Raw genomic sequence first — 21,731 nt, 5'->3', positions numbered from 1 at the left:
GACGAGTATTCTACGGTTCGACAAGCGAATGCTGCCAAACCGTAGAAATAGAAGGTGGGTGTTCAGAAATCACCTCACCTTTGATGAAAAGGAATTTCCAATATGAACTTGAGCGAGCTTCCAAGTATCGATCGACGGGTGAAACTCACGGATTTCAGTGAGTTTGCAGATCGTCTGAAAGTGATGACGGACGAACTCCGCGATCAAATCTTGGCACCGCGTCCGCGGAAAAATGCCCCGGTCTTCACGATTGGAGAGCTGTCGGAGCTTTGTGGCCTTGATCGACAGAAGATCAATTATCTCGCTACGAAGGATGGCAGTGAGCTTCCCGCAGGAGAAACGCACGGAACTGGCCGGGCACGCATCTTTTCATTGAAGGACGCTCGGGAGTGGGTGCAAAAAGTCTCGACGATCTATCAGACGCCGCTTGTCACCGGCACACGAGAGCAACGTGGCCGCGTATTGACCACGGCGAACTTCAAAGGCGGTTCGTGCAAAACTACGACCTCGATGTGCCTTGGTCAAGGTCTCAGCCTACGCGGCCGCAAGGTACTCATGATCGACCTGGATCCGCAAGCGTCACTGTCGGAACTCTGTGGCCTGTATGCGGAGAAGGATATTAATTGGGACGACACCGTCCTCCCCTATATCTACGATCCCAACATCGAAGGTGGTCTAGGAGCCAAGGTTCAGAGCACTTACTGGGACGGACTGGACATCATTCCAGCGCATAACTATCTGCATGACGCGGAGTTTCATCTCCCCGCTGAGCAGAAGACGAATCCCGGATTCAAGTTCTGGTCTATTTTGCGTAACGGGATTGAGCCGCTTCGGACCCAGTACGACTACATCATTATCGACACCGCGCCGTCTCTTTCTTATATGACGTTGAATGGGTTGATGGCGGCGGATTCGATGGTGATGCCGTTGGTGCCCGAGAGTCTCGACTTCATATCCTCCTCGTCCTTTTGGTCGTTGTTCGCCGAAGTCGCGAATGGCTTTGCCGAGCACGACGTCGACAAGACCTACGACTTTGTTTCCGTGCTCCTGTCGAAAGTTGACTACGGGACGACCTCGTCCGCGCCGGTCGTTCGCTCGTGGACGCAGCGAGCTTATGGCGACTGGCTTCATGCGATCGAGATTCCGGCAAGTTCGGTCATGAGCAATGGTGCGTTGGCATTCTCGACCGTGTTCGATTTGTCACGCGCTGACACTGTGGCGAAGACGTTAGCTCGGGTAAAGCAGCCACTAATGGATTACTGCAAGTGGATTGACGACCAATATGTTGCACAGTGGAGGGCCGGCCAATGAGCAGCCTGCGTGACCGCATGATGGCCAAAACGGCCGACGTTCGAGCAACGAAAGATATCAAGCTCGCTGAACAATCAGAGAAGAACAAGACGCCGCTGACTGCCCCCGGAATGGCGGGAGCTCTGGCGCAAGCACAGCAGCGAATCTCCGAGTTGGAGAAGGCTGGTTTGCCGTCAGAGGTGAGAGTCGCCGACATTGTTCCGAATCCTTGGCAACCACGCCAGGTATTTTCCGAAAGCAAGCTGACTCAACTTGCAGAGTCGATTCGAGAGTCGGGCCTCGTTCAACCCATTGTTGTCCGGCGTAAGGACGCGGGCTATCAACTGGTGGCGGGCGAACGACGTTGGCGCGCGCACAAGATGATCGAGAAGGAGATCATTAAAGTCTTCGTGGTCGATCTTTCTGACGAAGAGATGGCGTTGCTAGCGCTCGTCGAAAATGTCGCGCGGGAAGACTTGTCGGACTACGAGATTTCACGTTCGATTCGGCGAACGGAGAAAGAGTTTCCCAATCGCAAGCGGGTGGCTGAAGCTTTGGGGATTTCGCGTTCGGAACTGTATAGATTCCTTTCCTTTGCAGAGCTGCCGGACTTTGTTATTCGTGACTTGGACGTGCAACCACGGTTGCTCGGAGCCCATGCCGCCCAGAACCTGGTGTCAGCGCTGCGGGAGCAGGATGCGAAGGCGTTCGAGCATGCCAAGCAGGCTTGGGCGAAGGTCGTCGCTGGCGATCTCGATCAAACGAAACTCGCGAAGGCCATCAAGCAGGCAATCGAGGACGATGGGAAGACGGACCTTAACGTTCGTGATCGAAAGATCGAAAAGATCTTTGCCGGAGGGAACCAAGCCGGATCTATTACCCGCGATTCCGCGGGGCTAACGGTAAAGATAAGAGCGGGACTGCTCACCGACGAAAAAGAGAAGCAGGTTCGTGAGCTAATTGCGCAACTGTTTACTGGCCCAGCCTAAGTCCTTTTGTGCGAACCACGGAGCCCGATTTATCGGGCTTTTTTTACGTCATCTTTTTGGTAAGGTCCGTCGGGAGAGCATGGGACGATCTTAAGCCGAAGAACCGAGGGGCAAGAGCGACGCACTTCGAAGTTTCCCCATTTGAAGAGCTCTGCCGCAGCACTGATCGTGTTCTATTGCAGGCGCAAATTCTTGGATCTGAAGTGTCTCCAATGGAGACACTTTCGTTGAGCTTCTGGTTGGTGTGGCCGACATGCGTGTGTTGGGCCGGGACATCTTTCCTAGAGACTTCTCTCATTTGTTAAGTTTGCCGCCCACTGCCAGTGGTGCGGTCTTATCCGGAAGGCCCCGCCATTGCGGATTTCGGTATGACGGATTTGCGAATAAATACTTATTGCCAAGCTTCACGTTGGAGTGTCTCCAATGGAGACACTCCCGTCTGGCTGTTGTTCTGACTGAGGACTGGGCTTATGCCCAGCACGAAGATGCGTTGGAGTACAGCTGCAATCCGCGTATGGAGACCGACGCGTTGGATGCGCTTCTACAGAAACGTCTTCGATCGGTTTCCTCGAATGTGATCCCTCGCTGTGTCCGAGTGTGGGAGCGAAACCGCAGTTTCATGTGAAAGTGTCTCCTTTGGAGACACGGGTTCACGTTTCCCTCTCGGATAACCAGTTAGCTAACCCAGTACATCGTGTGCATAGAGTTCAGGCGAGCGCACATGTATATGCCATTTGCCTGCTCCGTCTTGAATTGCTTGCTCTGGCGTAGTGCTCAAATCGGCAAACAGTCTTGGCAGCGAGTGCCTCCTTTGGAGTCACTCCCATTGGCGTGGGAGCCGCGGCAATGGGCGAACGTGACCTGAAGAGAGTGAATGCATCCGACGGCGGTGCCGGCGGGCGCGGTAACCCGATACCAATGCCGTGCGTGTAGAGCGGGCCTGAATGGTCGCAAACAACGCCAGAGTTCATGGAGTTATGGTGTCTCCATTGGAGACACTTTTTACCCTGCTCAATCATCGGTGCTGTCCTCCCGGAACGATCAGAGCAAGTTGACAGGCCAGTGCCGACGGGCGAGATGGGCTATACAGCGGAAAGTCGGACATTTTCCCGGAGATTGCGAATGCCTTAGCTTTAAAAGTCCGGGATAAAACCGGAGTTCCAAGTGTGGAGCTTAGGGCGATCACGACCTGATTGTCAGACTGTGTCCAGCTGAGACATCCGTGCGGCTGCTGTAGAGGTCTGCATTTGTACCCCCTGTGTGAGCTCAATCGAGTGAGCATCAGCGATCTGCCGCGGGACATGGCTGGCGAGATTGTGCCGCAGGGCGGCGCGCTCGAAGCTCGAAACGTTTAGGCGAATCTCATATCCCGATGATTTTTGGAATCCTCGAAGAGAAAGGGGAAGCGTGTGGCATATGTGCGCGTAAGCAGATGCACGAAAGCCGACGTAACACTGCGCCACGATCAGCGCCGGCGTTATGGGCGGGGAGTTGGATCAGCTTCTCAGCCAAATAGCCTTCGGCTACCGGCTCGCCTGTCACGTTCTTCGTCATCAACAAATGGATAGGAAATCCGTATCTGCGTGGCGCCCATGTTGACCAATGCGTTGCACGCATCGAATCCCGTGCCACCTCTCTCGCGTATGAGCAGCGTAACCAGTGCGTCGACGCTGCGACTTCGTCTATGCCGGCGTCCTCCACATAGCCAAGCTACAAGTTCTCACTTTCCGGCGCGGTTGCTCAGACTGGCCTCGTAATCGAATCTCGAGCGTCGTTGCACGCTGCGAGGACTCGGAAGGGCCGGCAAAGATCCTGCCGACAAGCTGAGGGTAGCCTTCTAGACCCGGACTAATTGAGCGAGATCGTTGAATGGTAACTTGTGCATTTTGGCGTGCTTGTCGTGAGTAGCGTTCAACTAGCAGATGACCTGTGGCGCATCGGATAGTTGGGGTGGAACTCAGCAGGCCCGAGCTCGATCACGACGTGGCCCTGCTTGCAGACGACACAGCGTGGACAGGTTTAGGCCTTTCCAAAGGCGTGGCTCCGTGCTCCCCGATCGGGCTTCATTTCGCGCTGCAACTCGTTGTTGGCAGGCGAGATACAACGGATCTGCTATTTCGAAGGAGATGTCGCACGGCGAAGTCACGATGAATTGCTGCTCCTTGGTCGAAGCGTCGGGTCGCGGCTTGAAGAATTGACGGTAGTCGGCCTAGCCACGGTGCGCAGGACGCATGTACGGTCACCCACGGCGACGGGGCGTGGCGGAGGGTGATATAGAGGTGCTGAGCTTGTCGAGCTCCGCCGGCTAGATAGGCACGTTTTTGTCGCCTACTAAAAGAGCCGTTCGGCGCCGGTGCGGTACTGGCCGCAGCGACCGCAACGGCGTCCGGGAGGTCAGCAGGCAGACAGTAGCAGATGAGCTAGATGGATCGACGCCGCGCATGGCGACGGCATCCGGGCGGGTTGGACGGCCCAGCTGTAGTAATTAGTCATGGTCGACGGCCTTGCATCGCCCTCGTCACGCGTGTGCCTAGCGTCGAGCGCACCGCCCAGTTCGGCACGAGTCGGATTGTCGGCCTCGTCCGCAAACGCCCACTTCCAGTTACCGTAGTTCAGCAAAACGATGTAGCGGCTCACATCGGTCGGGGCACGCATCGTCGAGCGTGGTGCTGGCTCCTGCATTCACCTGTGAATAGTGAGTGGCACGAGCGCAGTTTCCGCATCCTCCACGCATCAAATTCGGGCGCGTGGCTGTGTACAGCTACGCCACGCGATCGACGTGCGGCGGTTCCATTTCCAGGAACGCCAGCAGCACGGGATCGTGTGCCGCAGCCACACGGGTGCTGAAGTCGGGCAACCCGAGGTTTCCGCTGTGTGGCGTATGCAGTTCATCGGCTACGCTCGTGTCTGGGAAAGCCGTTCCTTGTCGGGAGTGAAGTTAAGCCGCCGTCGCCGTCAGTCAGATAGCAGTTTGGATTTCAACTCAATGCGCTCGCCCGCGATGCGGCGCCTGCGAGTCTGTCATGACGCTGCAGAGAAGAAGGGCGCCGCTGCGATCGACTAGATCTTAAACTGGGCCACATTATGACGGTAATGTGGCCCAGTTTTACCCGCCCGACGGCTGTCCGTGAAACAATAGGGGTGCGTTGAGTTTTGTTATTTATGTAATTGATTTTTAAAGATAATATGACGATTTTCAGGCGATGTTTCACGGGACTGGCTCTGGCCAGGGTGCGCAGGACCATGCCGGAGCGCATCGCGGCCCGATGCGGACCGGCCGCCATCAATCGATGTAGTGATTGATACGTATTCTGTAATTCATTGATTTCTGCTCCCGCAACCGGGTAGCTGCTGCGTACTGATGCATTCACGGAACGCGACGGGCGGCCGCTACCGATCTGCGGCGGACGCTAGAATCAGGACATGCGCCGCTCCGGCCGCTTTGCCATGAAGGCCCATGTCCGACCTGAAAACCCTGCGAGCCGAACTTGGTCACGTCAACGACCTGCTGGCCGATGCGCGGTCGCGCGAAGTCGCCACAGTCCTGGCCCGGTTCCGGGAGGAGGTTGAACTGCTGGGGATCACCGAGCAGGAAATCCGCCGGGCGCTGGGTTATGACCGACCGGCGCCCGCGCCGGCGAAATACTACGATCCGGCGACGGGCAGGAAGTGGTCGGGCCGGGGGCGGCGTCCAGCGTGGCTCGCGGGCAAGCGCCTCGAGGACTACGCGATCGACGCACCCCGTCCCCAGCCCTGGTGGCCCGGCGACGAGTGAAGCAAAACAAAGCGAGGTGAGGTGAGGGAAATTGTGTAAGTCCGGTTGTGTGACGGGCCGGGCGCTCCCTTCACAGTCTTCACGCCTCCGGCGCGTCTGCCTGGAATCCTCCACTCACGCATCCCCCGTATACATATAGAGAGAGAGTCTCGTCCACGATGGCCGACCGTTTTGAACTCGTTGCCATGGCGCTGCCGCCGGGCTGCGCACCGGAATCCCTGCCGGCTGGCATTGCGCAGTTTGTCGCGGCGTGCTGGCCGGGCATGAGCCGCGCCCAGCTGCTGGACCGCGCACGACGCGTGGCGATGCGGGCCTCCCTGCGTGTGATGAAGCAGGCGGAGAGTGGCAACGCGGAAGGCGTGCGGCAGTATGCGCTCGTGCTCGTGGCATCAGACGGGTGGGCGGAGCTCGTGGCGCACGTTCGGCGGGTGGTGCGCCGCCGCGGAGCGCGCCGCGCGAAGGTGTCGCTGCCGCCCCCCAGGGATGTACGGCAGGGCGGGCTTTTCTAGTCGCCCTCAGTGTGACTTTCTCAAACGTAGCTTCAGTGAGGACCTGTTTAACCGAGCGGGTACATTTACGCACGGTTTGGTGATCCCGGGGTAGGCACAACGCCGGGGCTTGAGCTGGCGTCGTCTGCAGGTTGCATTGGATCAGGTCTGCAAGATTTCCATGAATGTCCCCCGCGCATCTGCACGCGCTACCGCCCTTGCGGGCGAGGCCGCATAGCGAATCGGGGAGTTGGACATTCTCTAACCGGTCTGGCGTTACTTCAGCGTCAGCCTGGGGCTGCGCTGCATGTTGGGAGTCAACTTGCACGTATCTTCCGATTCCCTGAAGAGTAATGATAAGGAATACGAATCAATGTGGTTGTGGAGCTATGTGATGCGGGCAGCCGGCTTCGATAGACGGCGCCAATTATCTTGGCCGCCGCGCAAGATAGTGGTCGTCTGATCGGCCGAAGTAGTTGACGATCTAGATTCGATCTCTGCGTGCGAGATGGGACGCGAATCCTGAGATACAGATAGCCCTGACGTTTCGGGGAGGTTTCCGGGGAGCATGGCCGACCACGGCGCCCCCGTGGTCCGTGCCGGGAAGTGTGCGAACGTGATCCTGCGAGTGTCATTGTTCGGTTGTTGGGCTGGCGTTGATATGACACTGGCAGTGGCGCCAGTCGTCCCCTACTTTGGCTCATGGCCTGCGTGACTGCGCCACACAGTTTGACAAGTCGACACGCGCAACTATCAGCACGGCGCGGTGACATCACCGTTCCCGTTCTTCCGTATGCTCGAGGGCGTACTCTTACACTCGTCGAGTTGTTCGGACACAGACGACGCTCTCGCTGCGATGTCCGGCGTGGATTGGCAAACCGCGCGCCGGACTTGCTGACTTGACTTTGCACCTGGCCCGATAGAATGAGGGGCTACAGTCAGGCAGGTCGCCCGTGAGCAGACCTGGTGAGCCGCGCGTTCTACCCCGCAGGGATTGCGGTGTGGTTGGTCCCGGCGACTGGGTACGGCACTACTGATCGGCAGGCGTATTGCGAACGGGCATGCGTAAACATCATCGTCCTGGGCCGCGGCAAAGCGGTCGGGATATCCAACGATGCGTATGCCGGTTTCAACTTCAGGTGGAAACGAGCCGGGTGGATAGCCCGGCAATTTTCCTGCGCAGATAATGCGGAGCAAAACATGCAGGCCATCGAGTCTCTGGATGCAGCCAGGGCGGCCTAACGGTGTGCAATTGACGCACGGACCAGCGACGGATAGCCCCACTCGTGGTGGGGCGCTGTCGCCAAAGAGGTGTGTGAAGTCGCGTCGGCTGACCCTGAACGTGGAGCGGGGGCGTGATTGCGTGGTGGCACGGGGACTGGACCTGGACCTGCGTATCCGGAACGCGGCTAGCCGCGGCGCGGCGCATCCAACGGGCGGCACGCTCACTGGAAAGGAGAAGGGTTACTTGATGAGCAGATATTCGGCTGGCTCGGCAATTTCAGGTTATGTCATCGATGCAGCGGATACGCGAGATCGCACGATGGCTTTTCTGAACTGGACCGGGATTGCCGCGCGGTATGAAAGTGGGGCGAGCGGGTTTTCCGTTGGATGCAGGATTGATAGGGGTACGCTCGCTGTCGATCCGGCATGTCGAATCTCAACGCTGCTCCATGAGGCGGGGCATCTCGCGATCACACCACGTTGCTTCCGGTCATGGATGGACGGGAATCTTTATGCGGGCCAGCGCGCAATGCTGGATGCTGTCTGTGACACCAGACATCATCCGGATGATCCACTCTATCGCGCGGTGATCCAGTGTTCGGACCCGGAGGCAACCGCATGGGCCTGGGCAGCGGGCGCTGCGCTCGGGTTGCCGGGTGAAGAGATCGTCCGCAATGACGAATATGGTGGTGAGGGCGAGGCAATCCGTCTGGCGCTATACATGCGCGCCTATATTGGCGTGCATGGACTTGCCCATGCAGGCTTCTGCTCGATCCGGGATCGCGGTGGCGTGGCGGGTTGGCCGCATCTGCATTTCTGGACGCAGGATGCGGGGAATGTCGAGGCAGCTGACCCAGGTGATGACGGTCGTGGCGGATTTGTGAATGGACAGTTGCGGATCGAGCGTGACGGGGCAGCAGTACTGTCCCAACTGGATAGTCTCGCGGCCACCTTCGCAGGCAAGGATGAAGTGAACGTACCATGACGAAAATGGATATTGCGCAGCCGGATTACGTGGAGTTGCATCGCGAAATCGCGTCGGTGGTGGAGTCTGCGCGGTCGGCAGCGGCGCGCAGCGTCAATGCGCTGATGACGGCCACGTACTGGGAGATCGGCCGCCGGATCGTCGAGTTCGAGCAGGGCGGTGAGGTGCGGGCGGCCTACGGAGAGGCGTTGATCAGGCGTTTGGGGACTGATCTGTCCGGCAGGTTCGGTCGTGGGTTTGGTGCGCGCAACCTCGCGCAGATGCGGGCGTTCTATCTTGCCTGGCCGGCTGAGCGAATTGTGCAGACAGTGTCTGCACAATCTCCCGACCCCTGGATTGTGCAGACAGTGTCTGCACAATCTCCCGACCCCTGGATTGTGCAGGCAGCGTCTGCACAATCTCAGATGCCGACAACAACTGGCGCGGGTGAAGTCAGGGCGCCGGAACTGACCATCGTCGCCCAGGCCTTTCCGCTGCCCTGGTCTGCCTATGTGCGGCTGCTTTCCGTCAAGACCGAGGCCGCGCGCGTCTTCTACGAAACCGAAGCGTTACGCGAGGGCTGGTCGGTACGTCAGCTTGACCGCCAGATCGGGAGCCAGCTCTACGAACGTCTGGCACTCTCGCACAACAAGGCGGCGCTGCTCGGCAAAGCTGCACAGGTTCAGCCCGGTGATCTGCTTACACCGGAGCAGGCCATACGGGATCCGTTTGTCCTCGAGTTTCTCGACATGAAGGACGAGTATTCGGAGTCCGATCTTGAAGCGGCCCTCATCCAGCATCTCGCGGATTTTCTGCTGGAGCTGGGCGATGACTTTGCATTCCTCGGACGGCAGCGCCGTTTGAGAATCGACGATACCTGGTTTCGGGTCGACCTCGTTTTTTTCCATCGGCGCCTGCGATGTCTTGTCATCATCGACTTGAAGGTGGGGCGCTTCAGCTATGCCGATGCAGGGCAGATGCATCTCTATCTGAACTATGCCCGTGAGCACTGGATGAAGCCTGGAGAAAATCCCCCTGTCGGCCTGATCCTGTGCGCAGAGAAGGGGGCTGCTGAAGCGCATTACGCGCTCGACAACCTGCCCAACAAGATTCTCGCGGCCGAATATCAGACAGTGCTGCCCGATGAGAAGACAATTGCGCAGGAACTCGAACGGACCCGTGCTGAACTCGAACAAAGGGGTAAATAGGGTATTCCTAAATCGCTCGCCAGGTTCTAATGGCTGATTGGCTTCATAAATTATCGTCATGCAGCATGAAACAGACTCCACTGTAGAGTCCCCCGTGAGGCACAAGATATAAAGCGAGCGTGAGGTCTTTCGAGTAGCGGGGATTTGCATACTCGTAACGTACCCGGTTCTCTGAGCTCCAAAAAATGAAAGAAGACGTGAAGCGAGTACTTCGCCTGGAACAGCCATTAAAAGGCACGGAGATCGCCAGGCGAATTGGCCATGATCGTGGCGCGGTCAACTCGTTCCTGGACAAAAATCGAGACGTTTTCACACAGAACGCAGCGTTCAAATGGTCCTTGGCTGTAGACCGTATTAAATCTGTCTCTATTGCGTCATTAAATCTGTCAACTCGCGTCAGCGCCCTAAAAGTGCAGCTAACCACCATCAGTCAGATGCAGCGATGCTGATGAGAGTGATGCAATTAGCGCATCACGGCGCGTTCAAGATGCCTGGCGATGCTCAGGCTTGGTTGTCGCGAGTCGACTTCCCGCGAATGGGTCGTCCCGCCAATTTACAGCACGCTTGTTGCCCGAAGCGTCTGCTGCTCGTTGAACCGCAAAGTGCTCAACCGATTGTCCGGCGCTGGTCGCATTGACGACCCATTGCGGAGCGACACCCTCACCGTCCCAGCCGTTGCCAAAAGCGTCGCGATACCTCACCGCCTTGACTCGACGCTGATCGTCGGCGATGGAAGCTGCGATGGCCTCTGGGGTGATATCGAATTCTGCCATCCTGCGCTGCAGGTAGGCGACGATGCTATCTCGCTTTCTTTCATCCATCCTGGTTATCTCCACTCGCTACGTGGTTTTCAGAATTAACCCGCGCAAGTCATGTGTCACCAGAATATCACAGGGCACTCGATGTTCGAGCTGTCCAGGGGCTGCGCGTAAATCTATTTGCTGTCCTCGAAGGACGTAAGGGCGTCAGAACTTCCCGCTCGCAGGCCTTGAGGCGAGTGTAGCGACAGCACACGTTATCGACTGGCTTAATTGAGTTGTCGTCAGAGAGGCTTTTATAGGCAATTGAAAGTAGGTATTGCTCCTGTAACGGACTTTACTAATTGCAGGCAATATTTGAAGGCGTTGCGATGCCTGTTCCGTGTCCAAAAAGAAAAAGCCGCCGAGCCTGTTGGGGAGACTCAGCGGCCTGGAGTCACAGGGTGCGTCGCTGGCACTCTGTGAATCTGGATTTGCGACAAAGCAGGAACAGATTCAAAAGTAACAGACGGACTCGAGTCCGTCCATGTTCTGAAACCTGCTAAAACCACTCGCACCAGAGGCGTCCCGCAACTGCGGGACGTGGGCCCTCTTATGCCGTTGCCGTCGTCAGATCAGCTGCTTGCGCAGCATTTTCGGTGGGCGCAGACGCGATCGTCGTGTCCTGCACCTGGGCATTCGCCGCGGCGGTTTTTTTCGTCGGAGCCTTGCGGGCGGTCGTCGCTTTCTTCGCCGGGGTAACCTTTCTGGTCGCGCTCACCTTCTTCGCTGCCGTCGCTTCCTTCGCGATGCTTACCGACTTACCCGGTGCGGCCTTTTTTGCAGCTGTCGCCTTTTTGGTCGGAGCAGTCTTTTTCTCTTCGGTTGCCTTCGTGGCACGTGCCGCCTTCTTTGCAGCCGTGGCCTTTTTGGCTGGCGTTGCTTTCTTTGCTGCTGCGCCCTTCTTCGCTGTAGCAGGCTTCTTGGCGGTGGCGGCTTCGACAGTCTTGCTATCAGCGTCTGCGATCAGGAAGCGCGAGCGGTCTTTCACATTTGCAATCCAGGCTGGAGCGCGGCCGCGACCGCTCCAGGTCGCTCCAGACTTCGGTTCGCGATAGAGTGCCGGTTGCGGACCGCGCTTGTAGTTTCCAATACGCTTCGCTTCGGCTTTAACGGGTGCAGCGGCCTGGGCGGCACCTTCAACCAGGAATTTGCTTCGATCCCTCGCGCTGGCAATCCACTGCGGCGCACGGCCATGGCCCGACCAGGTGGCTCCGCTCTTCGGATCCCGATACTTCACAACCGGTGCGGTGCCGGCAGTCTTTGCAGCTTGGCGGCCGCGACGCTTGCCCACGTGAGCGTCGACGTCGGCAACGCTGATACCGTGCTTGTCCATCAAGTCACGGATCTTGTTCAAGACGACCAATGATTTGTTGACAACAAGTGCTTCTGCCTGAGCCTGAAGCTTCGCAATCTTTGCCTGAATGGAATCGAGCGTGGCCATTGTTTTGGTTTCCCTGAAGTTGGTTTGAAGAACTATGCCATAACGCACATTTGAATTGTTGAAGTGCGGTCATTCGCCGTGTGAAATGATCATTCGACGGATTTCCAACTGTTTCCATCCTCTCGATCCGATACGTGCCAATGTTTTTAAAAGCTATCGATTCATGATGGGTCTGGCGGCGTGTCAGAAACGGGTTGAATCATGGGAGCTCAAGCAACGTACGAGTGCCACGGCAATGTCAGGATAGCCGACTACCCAGATTGACCGCGCTAGCGCTCCGGGGAATTGAGCGCAGCCGTTTCAATTTCAAGTTCCGTGGCGTAGGTCTGCAGAGACTCACCCACGTGCGACTTCAATGCCTCGACGAACCGCTTGATTTTTGCATCGACGAACTGGCGCGACGGATAAACCGCGTACACATTGCGCACCTGCGTGTGGTACCTGGGTAGCACACGAACGAGCGTCCCTCTGCGGAGATCGTCGATTGCCGAGAATGCCGCGAGGAGGCCGATGCCCGCACCGTCGCGCAACGCCTGAGACATCGCCTCCATATCGTTGACGCTGAAGTGTGGACCGGTGGGCCGATAGACGGCATTGCCGGTCGGGCTTTCGAGATGCCACTCGTCTGGCGCGTAGTCCACGGTTCCGAGCAGCACACATTGATGGTCGATCAGGTCTTCGGGCGCCGCGGGCGGCGGGCGCCTGGCCAGATACGCGGGCGATGCTGCGAGGATGCAATGGCTCGTGCCGATGTTCTGGCTCACGTATGCGGAGTCAGGCAGCGTACGCGTGATCACGATGCCGATATCAAGCTGCTCCTCAAGCAGATTTGGCATGCGCTGCGAGAGCAGCAGTTCAACCGAGACCTCTGGGTACGACCCGCGGTAGGCCAGGACGGCGCGCGTCACGAGATGGCGGCCGAGTCCGGGGACCGAGTGAACCCGCAGCGTGCCGCGCGGTTCGAGCAGGGCGTCGCGCGCCTCGGCTTCGGCGTGCTCCACGTCGGTCAGAATGGCCACGCAGCGTTCGTAGAAGCGTCGTCCCGCGTCGGTGATGAGGAGGCGGCGCGTCGAGCGCTGCATGAGGCGGGTGTCGAGCGACTCTTCGAGCACGGAAACGGCGCGGGAAATGTTCCCGACCGTGGTGTCGAGGTGATTCGCGACGGCAGTGAAGCTCCCCATTTCGACGACTTTCGCAAACACCGACATGTTATATAACTTGTCCATCCCGCCCTTTCCTTTCCTCTGAGTTCACCATTCTGGACTGGCCATGATAGGCGAGCGCCGGTTTGCGTGTCGTTAAGCGACTCGCCGTCAGAGCCTCGCCCGGTCGCCCGGCCCAACGCGGCCCGGCGGGATTTTCCCTCTCGCGGAAAGAATCATTCTTTCCGTCCTGGCTAAAACCGGCCGGGCATCCCGCATAGACTGGGTTCCGCAGACAAGGCACGCACGACCAGCCGATAGCCAGTTGAAAACCGGCGCTGCCACGCCGCTCTGGTCGTGTTCGACAACGGCACGCAAGGTGCAATCGACTGTTCCGGCATGAATGTTAATTGCTTCGAATTGCTAACTATATTGAGGTGAAGGAAATGGATGCTCGTTACGACTCGCTTTATCTTTTCATCGACGGCGAATGGATCGCGGCCAGCGAACGCGCGAGCGCGCCGGTCGTCAATCCGGCCACGCTGAAGGAACTGGGCCGCGTGCCGCTCGCCACGGCGGCGGACCTCGATCAGGCGCTGCAGACGGCACAGCGCGCATTCGACGTGTGGCGCAACACGGTGCCAGCCGAGCGGGCGCGCATCCTGAAGGACGGCGCGAATCTGATTCGCGAGCGCGCCGCGCATATCGCCGAACTGCTGACGCTCGAAGAAGGCAAGCCGCTTGCCGAAAGCCGCGATGAAGTGCTGCGCGCGGCTGACTATTTCGAATGGTTCGCGGAAGAGGCGCGTCGCATCGACGGGCGTGTCGTGCCATCGAATCGTCCCGGCGTGCAGCAGCTCGTGAAGAAGCAGGCGATCGGTCCCGTTGCTGCCTTCACGCCCTGGAATTTCCCGGCCATCACGCCCGCCCGCAAGCTGTCCGCCGCGCTGGCTGCGGGTTGCAGCGTCATCATCAAACCAGGTGAGGAAAGCCCGGCGACCGCGCTCGCGCTGGCCCGCGCACTCGACGACGCGGGCCTGCCCAAAGGCGTGCTCCAGGTGGTATTCGGCGTGCCAGACGAGGTCTCCAAGCAACTGATTGCGTCGCCGGTCATCCGCAAGGTGACGTTCACGGGCTCCGTGCCCATCGGCCGCCTGCTCGCGGCACGCGCCGCCGAGGGTGTGAAGCCGATCACGCTCGAACTCGGCGGTCACGGGCCCGTGCTCGTGTTCAAGGACGCCGACGTCGTCAAAGCGGCCGTCGAAGGCGCGGCCAACCGCTTTCGTGGCACCGGACAGGTCTGCATTTCGTCGACCCGTTTCCTGATTCAGCGCGAGGTCTACGATGAATTCGCCGGGCACTTCGTCGCCGCGACCGAAGCGCTCAAGGTCGGCGATGGCATGACGCCGGGCACGCAGGTCGGCCCGCTCGCCAATCCGCGCCAGGTCGCCAAGATGGAAGAGCTCATCGCCGATGCGGTGGCGCGCGGCGCGACGGTGCTCGCAGGCGGCAAGCGCATCGCGGGCGACGGCTACTTCTTCGAACCGACCGTGCTCGCCGACGTGCCGACGGACGCCCGCGTGATGCACGAGGAACCGTTCGGCCCCATCGCCGTGCTGGTGCGCTTCGACGCGCTGCAAGACGGTCTCGCGGAAGCGAACCGCCTGCCGTACGGCCTCTCCGCCTACGCGTTCACGAACAACGCACGCACCGCCATCGACGTCGCCGACGGTCTGGAAGCCGGCATGATCGGCATTAACCAGTACCGCATCGTCGCGACCGAACTGCCGTTCGGCGGCATCAAGGAGAGCGGTATCGGCTCCGAAGGCGGCGCGGAAGGCATCGGGTTTTATCTCACCCACAAGTTCATCAGCCAGGTTTGAGGAGCGCGCCATCATGTCTCACGCCATTTTCGACAGCCCGCGCGAAGCCGCGCGCGCGTTCACGCCGAAGCTCGCCGCGCTCGTCGACGACGTGCTGTTTCCGCAGGTCTGGGCCGATGCGGCGCTCTCGCCGCGCGACAGAAGTCTCGTGACCGTCGCCGCGTTGATCGTCGGCGGCCATCACGACGAACTGCCCGCGCATCTGCGCCGCGCCGTGGACAACGGCGTCACGCGCGGGGAACTCGCGGCGGCCATCACGCACCTCGCGTTTTACGCCGGTTTTCCGGCTGCGATTTCGGCGTCCGCCGCCGCGCAAGCGACGCTCGGCGACGCCCACATTTCCCCAGACGCACCGCAGGATACACAAGCATGAAAGCCATTACCTTCAACGAATTCGGCGACGCTGATGTCCTCAAACTTGCCGATGTCCCCGACCCGGAGCTGCGCGCCGACGACCTGCTGGTGCGCGTACATGCGGCTGGCGTGAATCGCGCCGATCTCACGCATCGCCGCGGCGGTTACGGCCGGCCGGATTTTGGCGATTCGACCATCATGGGTCTGGAAATCGCGGGCGAGGTGCTGGAAGTCGGCGCGTCGGCGCAAGGTTACAAGATCGGCGACCGCGTGATGGGTGTGGTCGGCGGTGGCGCGTATGCCGAACTCGCGCGCATCGACTGGCGCATGGCGATGCCGATTCCGGAGCAGCTCGACTATGTACACGCGGCTGCCATCCCCGAAGTGTTCGTCACAGCGCACGAAGCGATGATGCATCTCGGGCGTCTCAGGCAGGGTGACTCCGTGCTCATTCACGCGGCAGCGGGCGGCGTGGGTTCGGCGGCCGTGCAACTGGCCTATGCGAGCGGCGCGACCGTGTTCGCGACCTCCGAGGCTTCAAAGCTCGAACGCGTCGTGCAACTGGGCGCAGACCACGCCATCGACTACCGCACGCAGGATTTCGCGGATGTCGTCGCGCAGAAGACAGCTGGACGAGGAGTGGATGTGGTGATCGATTTCATCGGTGCGCCGTATTTCGCTCGCAATATCGCGTCGCTCGCGAATGGCGGACGTCTGGTGCAGGTCGGGATTCTCGGTGGCGGCGGACAGGTGAGCGTCGAGCTGGAAGCAATTCTGTATCGCCATATCCAGATTATCGGCACCGTGATGAAGTCGCGAGCGCAGGCGGAAAAGCACGCGATGGTGAGGCGTTTCCGCGAGCATTGGCTCGAGCGGTTTTCGGGCGGACGCAGTCTGGAGCCGGTGGTGGACAGCACGTTTTCGCTGGCGCAGGCGAAGGAGGCGCATCGGCGCATGGAGTCGGCTGCGAACGTCGGGAAAATCATCCTGACGACAAGCGGGCAGTGGTAAAGAGGCTGTGCCCACCCGCGACCGGCCACGGGACGGCTGGTACGCGGTGGGCTGGATCCGGGCGCTGATGGCCAGGAGGCAAACAGCACACCTGTGCACGTGTGTGATTGAAGCCAGACATTGTCGGGAGCTGGCCACATGCAGAGAATGTAACTAACGGTCTTCAAGCCACGCATAGACCTTCGGCGCGGCCCTATCGGAGCGTCGCTTATTTTGCGCGCGAAGACACGCTCCAATGCATGTCAAAGATTGGGGCTCAGGTTGTGAGGGGATTAGTTGAACACTACAGATCCCAACCAGTCAAGGCTTGGGGGGCTCGTTGCATGTCACGACAGTCAGGTTATTGAGCGTGGGAGACTGCACGTCAAGATCTGCCTTGGAAATGGAAAGCAGCCGCCGGTCGGGTAAATCCATGTGCATCGCGTAGCCGGTGTTGTCGGACATTGTCGAGAACAACACTTTGTCTCCCTGTGGAGCAAGCGAGCAATTAAAGTGGTCGGTGAAGTCGACATCGTAGGCTGCGTGAACGGTAATGGCGTCCGCTGCGACGGAACCGAATATTCTCCACGACACAATTGAGACGAGCAGGAAAGCGACGGCCATGCCGAGCGATACACCACGGAACCACCAGTCAGTTCGTACCGTTGTGCCTGAAGTGGTCCGGAACGCCAAAGCGTAGGCGACCGCTACAGCGGCAACGAAGCCGAGCGCAGAGATGCAGGCTGCCGCTTCAAGGGCATAGAGGTATCTGGTGCCCGTGGCGATGGCCTGCGCGAGTTGGGAGACGTCAAATGCGAAGTAGCGGTGCAACCTCAAGACGGTCTGGTTACTGGCATCCTGGTATAGCCACGCCGAGCCTGCCAAAAGCAGCACGCCGGTCACCGGTAGACCGGCGGATGTACGTAGTGGCCTGATCTGTAGCAGGGTACTGGCAGCAGCGGCGAGGGTCAGTGCGCCAGCGGTGAATATCATGTTCAGGTTCGACCAGAAGTGATCCTCCGCGACGAACGCATTCCACGCCAGAATGCCGGAAAGAAGAAGGCTTAACGCACTCGCGACATAGTACGCAGCGGGGTGGTCGACGTGATGTGAAGCATCGGTTGCGCGGGATTCCCACCACTTGCCGGTTTTTTGCGCGTTGGTTGTATGCATTTCTGAGCTTGTTGTTGATTCGAGCGGTGCATTCAGTGAAGGGCCGCCAGACGTGACGCGGCGTCGCACAGAATTGGGAGTACGCGTCACTGATTTCGGTTTCTTCTGCGCGCTCATCGCGTTTCCTGATGAATGTAGCGTCGGGCGTAGTTCGAATGTTCATAGCCGCGGTAGACCACGTCACCGCTGGCGCGCGCTTCTGCGAGGATGTCCTCGAAGGTCCGGTCACGATCATCGACTATGACGACATAGCTGGATGAATCAGCCAGCAAAAGCCGTACGCCCTCCAGCGCATCCGAGTGACTATCAGCAGTATGCGGGCGGCCAATCGTCCATATCCTGATTGGCTCAAGAGACAGGAGGCCGTGCAGATTGATTGGCAGCACACGATATTTCAATGCGTGCATATCCAGACGGGCCTCAAGCAGCGATCCTAGGCGGACAGGCTCGCCATCGTGTCGTGGTTCTTCATCCCACAACTCCAGGGTGATAAACATTTCAGTTTCCTTCAACAATACCAACAGAAAACATGTGACTGACGCTGCCGCGACGGGGGTATCAGTTGCTCGAGCAACGCTTAGTCACCGCGGTTCCGGACGGAGCGCAGACGCAGTCAGCCATCCGACGACGGGGCTTGCAGATACCTCCCTATAAATCGGCAAAAGGGGCGTTATATGTAGAGCTAGGGACAAATTTTTTCGCGGTCGAGCGTCTACTCGACCCAAACTGGCTCGCACAATGGGTTATTGCGCAATTAATTGTAAGCGGTCTATAAACCACACCCTTCCCATGCTCGGCTGATTCACAGAGGCTACGTGTCCATGTTCAACCAACGTGGACAGGTAGACATGAGCGAACAGGAAGAAGGGTTGCAGGGCCGTCTGGTCGTTGGTTCCAAGCGCGACGGACGGCGCAAATACGACGAGAGCGCTAAGCGCGAGCTGATACAGCAATGTCTCAAGCCGAGCGTATCGATCGCGCGCACTGCGATGGATCACGGTATCAACCCGAATCTCGTGCGGACCTGGATTTCGCAGTACCAGCGCGAGCAGGGCCGCGTCGGAGTTGCCGGGCTCGCGAATGAGCCCGGCAGTCTGGCCCCGCCCGAGATCGCTGCCGTCGGATGAGCCGGCCTTCGTCCAGCTCGAGACTCCTTTGTCAACAGCCTCGGGCCTGAAAGCGCTGGCGACCAGGTTTCCCTGCCGAAGAGGTCTGTCGCACAGCACTGGATCGACCTGGCTGCCTCTTTGCAACGGGGAGACGTCGGTTTGCTTTCGATATGACAAAATGTCCCGATTGATCGGGATTTATGTGCGACATTTTGCTCAAATCATGAGGCCTGCTGACCTTGCTTACGCGCTGGCTCGCCTTCGCTGGACTCAAGTCACATTTGCGGAATGCGCCGGATACGACCGGCGGACAGTTGGGCGGTGGGTCAGCGGCGAGTCGCCCATCCCGCTGCTCGTAGAGAGGCGCATCGATCTGCTGATCGCGATTCGCGACCGGATGCCTTGAACGGTATTGGTAACACGCCCCCCCGGCTGGATACCAATGTAATGGTGCGGTTGGGTTACTTCTCCCGGGCATTATGGATCGGCCCAGGTGCAAGCACACTGACTTCCCATCAGGATACTGTCGATGCCGAATCTGCTGGGCACGGGCAACGGCCACATCTTGGATTAACCGCAGAATGATCGAGAATGTCTGGCGTCGAACAACAAACCTTATCGTGAGCGAACCTGTTCTGCGCAGTGTTTTCTGAAGAGCGAAATGAGAGGTACGCTGCTGTGCACGTCAGCGTACCTAGTCACATCCGCTTTACTTACACATGCAATTTCCCCTTGCTTAGGAAAGGTGATCATTTACAGGAATCGCCGCCGAATAAGCTTGAGCATAGCGATGCGAAACACAGCACTGGATCCGTGCGCGAGCCTGTACTACTGCTCGACATTGACATCGATATCATTGACGGCACTTTCGACATAATTACCTAGCCGCGCGACGAGCGAGTTGTAGATCGACGCTCGATTGGGTGCGTCGTCCGGTGCGCTAAGCGTCAGAACGAAAGCTACTTCACTCGGCGGCACGTCTTCGTTACGCGTATGTCCGAATTGATATAGATCTCGAGGGAATACTCGTGCGCAAACTCGCAATGTGCTACCACTAAAGGCTCGACCTTTTTTAATGTGATTGACGTGATGGCGAACGGGATTCCATTTCGCCAATGAAGAGCGCGCCTCTAACTCTGCTGCTTGATCTTCTCGCATGCTACCAGCGAGGTTCGAGACCTTCCCATTCGGAGTCCAATATTGAAGTGCGACTTGCACCCGGGTGGCAAAGTAGTTTGCCATACCAAGTTCGGAGACCAGTGGATTGAGAATGGCGGTCAACGCAACTCGTCCGCGCAATTTCCCATCATGCACAAATTCCGGAGGAATTGGGATGTCATCCCAGTAGTGCCAGAATCCTGCTGCGAGACTCGTACTCCAGGCTAGTGTTACGCTTCCTTCTGCGCAAACCCAGGGGAGTCGCTGATTTTGATGTGGCGTTCCCCACCCGAGTCGATAGTCAAATGAATCCCGCTCCGACGCATTGATCAAGAGAGCACGAACAAGATCCGGTGATGGCGTTTTAAGATTGTGGAACGTATGAGCAGCGAGCGACGAGGTAATTGCTGTTGCGTAGCTCGACCCCTCAAGCATCTCTCCACCGAGCCCTCGCAGCGAAGAGAACCACGAGACTTCAGGTTTGAAGAGTCCTTCGGGTCCAGGGCCCGGTAGACTTACATCGCAAGGTGGCCCGGGTTCTCCGTTAGCGTTAGATTTTCGGCCTGCAACAGTCAATGCGGCTTCGCAATCGGCTGGAGGGCAAAGTCTGACGGTGTTTTCCGGAGCGTGATTGCCAATCGCGATAACAGGCAACACGCCAAAATCGCGAGAAATTTGACGTAGGCGATGGCCCAGACGGCTCATATAGAGCGGTCTATTACCGTCTACCGGTTCGCTAAAAGACATATTCCACACCTTGGTGTCGCCCGAATGACGTCCGATTATCGAGCGCAAATAACTATCGAGCTCGTCCGATGTGGCGCCGGTTCGGTCTTCGCGAGCAATAGCCTGAGCGATTCCGACTCGACACACCAAGTCTGGAATCGATAGATGTGTATTCCACGCGCCGCCTTGGACCACAAGCGACGTAATTTGGTTGCCATGCTTGCGGTTGGCAGCAACGTCCGAAACGAGAGATGGTGCCCGCCATGCAACCATCGGATCGTAACTTTGAGCGAAAAGTCCACCGTCGACAATACCAACTATCGGCTGCCATTGTTCATCGGGAACGGGTCTGTCTGGGTCCGGCGCTCGAGGCGCGACGGCTGCCTTAACGGGCTTTACAGGGTCGATGCGGAATACAGCGCCAGCGGCGACAAGCTGCCGCAGCGAATTCGCATCAGGCGCTGCGAATTCCATTTGTGTGAATGGGACTTGCCGATACGTGCGCGTACTCCGCGCTATGCTGAGGGAGCTGGCCGCATTTTGCACCTGCAACTGGTCAGCGTTTGACCCAGGTTCGCGCGTAATTGAGATTAGATTGGCTATTGGCCGGATCTTGCCTTCACGTTGCGAGGCATTGATACATGCCGTGACACTTTCTCGCGCCTTTCCGTCGAAAAATGGAGAGAACCAAGCAGTGAAAATTCTGCCGTCCTCGCGCTCCGTGGCTTCCCGCCAAAGATTGTCAAAATTTTGGCCGCCCGCGAGCGGTGAGGTAAACATGGTCTCGAGGCTTTTAACTCGCGAAATTAGTGCACGCGCCTCACCTCTGTTAGTAGACTCAATGTAGGACGCTAACTCTATACATGAGGCTTGGTGAATTTGTACAAGGTAACCGTTTGGGACGGGCGCAATTAACTGTGCTCGATGTTTGTCGCTAAACAGAATAGATGGGGTATAGGTGGGTGCGAGCGAATCGTCAAACATCTCGACGATGACTAACATTAGTCCAGCGTGCAG

Annotated in this window: 17 protein-coding genes; 11 read left to right on the top strand and 6 right to left on the bottom strand. The window is 58.4% G+C overall.

Features of this window, described 5'->3' with window-relative positions; genetic code table 11:
• The first annotated feature begins 102 nt into the window (after positions 1–102).
• From U4Y88_RS29290 to U4Y88_RS29260, 7 genes are all read left to right on the top strand, one after another.
• Positions 103–1,311: a ParA family protein gene (locus U4Y88_RS29290; RefSeq protein WP_321788128.1), complete on the top strand. Its 1,209-nt coding sequence runs from the start codon at positions 103–105 to the stop codon at positions 1,309–1,311.
• Complete coding sequence (locus U4Y88_RS29285; RefSeq protein ID WP_321788126.1) at positions 1,308–2,279, top strand: ParB/RepB/Spo0J family partition protein; 972 nt, start codon at positions 1,308–1,310, stop codon at positions 2,277–2,279. Before U4Y88_RS29290 ends, U4Y88_RS29285 begins: the two co-directional genes overlap by 4 nt.
• Positions 2,280–5,736: 3,457 nt before the next feature.
• The gene (locus tag U4Y88_RS29280; RefSeq protein ID WP_321788124.1) at positions 5,737–6,054 is read left to right on the top strand and encodes an H-NS histone family protein; all 318 of its coding nucleotides are present in this window, start codon (positions 5,737–5,739) and stop codon (positions 6,052–6,054) included.
• 158 nt (positions 6,055–6,212) lie between these two features.
• Positions 6,213–6,563: a hypothetical protein gene (locus U4Y88_RS29275; RefSeq protein WP_321788122.1), complete on the top strand. Its 351-nt coding sequence runs from the start codon at positions 6,213–6,215 to the stop codon at positions 6,561–6,563.
• Positions 6,564–8,013: 1,450 nt separating this feature from the next.
• Positions 8,014–8,751 (top strand): hypothetical protein, encoded by a 738-nt coding sequence (locus tag U4Y88_RS29270; protein ID WP_321788120.1) that lies wholly within the window; start codon positions 8,014–8,016, stop codon positions 8,749–8,751.
• Positions 8,748–9,938 (top strand): PDDEXK nuclease domain-containing protein, encoded by a 1,191-nt coding sequence (locus U4Y88_RS29265; RefSeq protein ID WP_321788118.1) that lies wholly within the window; start codon positions 8,748–8,750, stop codon positions 9,936–9,938. The genes U4Y88_RS29270 and U4Y88_RS29265 overlap by 4 nt, the downstream gene beginning before the upstream one ends.
• A 185-nt stretch (positions 9,939–10,123) precedes the next feature.
• The gene (locus U4Y88_RS29260) at positions 10,124–10,387 is read left to right on the top strand and encodes a hypothetical protein (protein ID WP_321788116.1); all 264 of its coding nucleotides are present in this window, start codon (positions 10,124–10,126) and stop codon (positions 10,385–10,387) included.
• 33 nt (positions 10,388–10,420) lie between these two features.
• On the opposite strand, the gene U4Y88_RS29255 is transcribed toward U4Y88_RS29260, so the two are convergent.
• From U4Y88_RS29255 to U4Y88_RS29245, 3 genes are all read right to left on the bottom strand, one after another.
• On the bottom strand, positions 10,421–10,759 hold the full coding sequence (locus U4Y88_RS29255) for an H-NS family nucleoid-associated regulatory protein (protein ID WP_321788114.1): 339 nt from the start codon (positions 10,757–10,759) through the stop codon (positions 10,421–10,423).
• A gap of 529 nt (positions 10,760–11,288) precedes the next feature.
• Positions 11,289–12,179: an H-NS family nucleoid-associated regulatory protein gene (locus tag U4Y88_RS29250; RefSeq protein WP_321788112.1), complete on the bottom strand. Its 891-nt coding sequence runs from the start codon at positions 12,177–12,179 to the stop codon at positions 11,289–11,291.
• 269 nt (positions 12,180–12,448) lie between these two features.
• Complete coding sequence (locus U4Y88_RS29245; protein ID WP_321788110.1) at positions 12,449–13,405, bottom strand: LysR family transcriptional regulator; 957 nt, start codon at positions 13,403–13,405, stop codon at positions 12,449–12,451.
• A gap of 362 nt (positions 13,406–13,767) precedes the next feature.
• Here U4Y88_RS29245 and U4Y88_RS29240 point away from each other — a divergent pair, with 362 nt between their 5' ends.
• Genes U4Y88_RS29240 through U4Y88_RS29230 form a run of 3 tightly spaced genes read left to right on the top strand, consistent with a single transcriptional unit; the run spans position 13,768 to position 16,569 of the window.
• Positions 13,768–15,204, top strand: coding sequence for an NAD-dependent succinate-semialdehyde dehydrogenase (locus U4Y88_RS29240; RefSeq protein ID WP_321788108.1), 1,437 nt, complete (start codon positions 13,768–13,770; stop codon positions 15,202–15,204).
• Positions 15,205–15,217: 13 nt separating this feature from the next.
• Positions 15,218–15,577, top strand: a complete 360-nt coding sequence (locus U4Y88_RS29235) for a carboxymuconolactone decarboxylase family protein (RefSeq protein ID WP_321788106.1) — start codon at positions 15,218–15,220, stop codon at positions 15,575–15,577.
• The gene (locus tag U4Y88_RS29230; RefSeq protein ID WP_321788104.1) at positions 15,574–16,569 is read left to right on the top strand and encodes an NAD(P)H-quinone oxidoreductase; all 996 of its coding nucleotides are present in this window, start codon (positions 15,574–15,576) and stop codon (positions 16,567–16,569) included. Before U4Y88_RS29235 ends, U4Y88_RS29230 begins: the two co-directional genes overlap by 4 nt.
• A gap of 300 nt (positions 16,570–16,869) precedes the next feature.
• Here the strand turns inward: U4Y88_RS29230 and U4Y88_RS29225 are convergent, their stop codons facing one another.
• Together U4Y88_RS29225 and U4Y88_RS29220 are read right to left on the bottom strand one after the other, a co-directional pair.
• Complete coding sequence (locus U4Y88_RS29225; RefSeq protein ID WP_321788102.1) at positions 16,870–17,838, bottom strand: hypothetical protein; 969 nt, start codon at positions 17,836–17,838, stop codon at positions 16,870–16,872.
• Positions 17,835–18,218: a hypothetical protein gene (locus U4Y88_RS29220; protein ID WP_321788100.1), complete on the bottom strand. Its 384-nt coding sequence runs from the start codon at positions 18,216–18,218 to the stop codon at positions 17,835–17,837. Before U4Y88_RS29220 ends, U4Y88_RS29225 begins: the two co-directional genes overlap by 4 nt.
• A gap of 351 nt (positions 18,219–18,569) precedes the next feature.
• Between U4Y88_RS29220 and U4Y88_RS29215 the strand changes: the two genes are divergently transcribed.
• Entirely contained in the window at positions 18,570–18,848 is a 279-nt protein-coding gene (locus U4Y88_RS29215; protein ID WP_321788098.1) for a transposase, read from the top strand.
• Positions 18,849–19,658: 810 nt separating this feature from the next.
• Here U4Y88_RS29215 and U4Y88_RS29210 read toward each other — a convergent pair.
• On the bottom strand, positions 19,659–21,494 hold the full coding sequence (locus tag U4Y88_RS29210; RefSeq protein WP_321788096.1) for a S8 family peptidase: 1,836 nt from the start codon (positions 21,492–21,494) through the stop codon (positions 19,659–19,661).
• Positions 21,495–21,731 lie beyond the last annotated feature (237 nt).

The sequence above is a fragment of the Paraburkholderia sp. J94 genome, assembly GCF_905220285.1.
GTDB classification, from domain to species: domain Bacteria; phylum Pseudomonadota; class Gammaproteobacteria; order Burkholderiales; family Burkholderiaceae; genus Paraburkholderia; species Paraburkholderia tropica_A.
This window is presented reverse-complemented; position numbering and strand designations above follow the sequence as displayed.

Bases quoted from the DNA above. Each gene is read 5' to 3' on its own strand.
- U4Y88_RS29245 (WP_321788110.1), bottom strand. From the start codon at position 13,405: ATGGACAAGTTATATAACATGTCGGTGTTTGCGAAAGTCGTCGAAATG.
- U4Y88_RS29230 (WP_321788104.1), top strand. From the start codon at position 15,574: ATGAAAGCCATTACCTTCAACGAATTCGGCGACGCTGATGTCCTCAAA.
- U4Y88_RS29260 (WP_321788116.1), top strand. From the start codon at position 10,124: ATGAAAGAAGACGTGAAGCGAGTACTTCGCCTGGAACAGCCATTAAAA.
- U4Y88_RS29270 (WP_321788120.1), top strand. From the start codon at position 8,014: ATGAGCAGATATTCGGCTGGCTCGGCAATTTCAGGTTATGTCATCGAT.
- U4Y88_RS29285 (WP_321788126.1), top strand. From the start codon at position 1,308: ATGAGCAGCCTGCGTGACCGCATGATGGCCAAAACGGCCGACGTTCGA.
- U4Y88_RS29235 (WP_321788106.1), top strand. From the start codon at position 15,218: ATGTCTCACGCCATTTTCGACAGCCCGCGCGAAGCCGCGCGCGCGTTC.
- U4Y88_RS29255 (WP_321788114.1), bottom strand. From the start codon at position 10,759: ATGGATGAAAGAAAGCGAGATAGCATCGTCGCCTACCTGCAGCGCAGG.
- U4Y88_RS29280 (WP_321788124.1), top strand. From the start codon at position 5,737: ATGTCCGACCTGAAAACCCTGCGAGCCGAACTTGGTCACGTCAACGAC.
- U4Y88_RS29225 (WP_321788102.1), bottom strand. From the start codon at position 17,838: ATGAGCGCGCAGAAGAAACCGAAATCAGTGACGCGTACTCCCAATTCT.
- U4Y88_RS29220 (WP_321788100.1), bottom strand. From the start codon at position 18,218: ATGTTTATCACCCTGGAGTTGTGGGATGAAGAACCACGACACGATGGC.
- U4Y88_RS29215 (WP_321788098.1), top strand. From the start codon at position 18,570: ATGAGCGAACAGGAAGAAGGGTTGCAGGGCCGTCTGGTCGTTGGTTCC.
- U4Y88_RS29275 (WP_321788122.1), top strand. From the start codon at position 6,213: ATGGCCGACCGTTTTGAACTCGTTGCCATGGCGCTGCCGCCGGGCTGC.
- U4Y88_RS29210 (WP_321788096.1), bottom strand. From the start codon at position 21,494: ATGTTTACCTCACCGCTCGCGGGCGGCCAAAATTTTGACAATCTTTGG.
- U4Y88_RS29265 (WP_321788118.1), top strand. From the start codon at position 8,748: ATGACGAAAATGGATATTGCGCAGCCGGATTACGTGGAGTTGCATCGC.
- U4Y88_RS29250 (WP_321788112.1), bottom strand. From the start codon at position 12,179: ATGGCCACGCTCGATTCCATTCAGGCAAAGATTGCGAAGCTTCAGGCT.
- U4Y88_RS29290 (WP_321788128.1), top strand. From the start codon at position 103: ATGAACTTGAGCGAGCTTCCAAGTATCGATCGACGGGTGAAACTCACG.
- U4Y88_RS29240 (WP_321788108.1), top strand. From the start codon at position 13,768: ATGGATGCTCGTTACGACTCGCTTTATCTTTTCATCGACGGCGAATGG.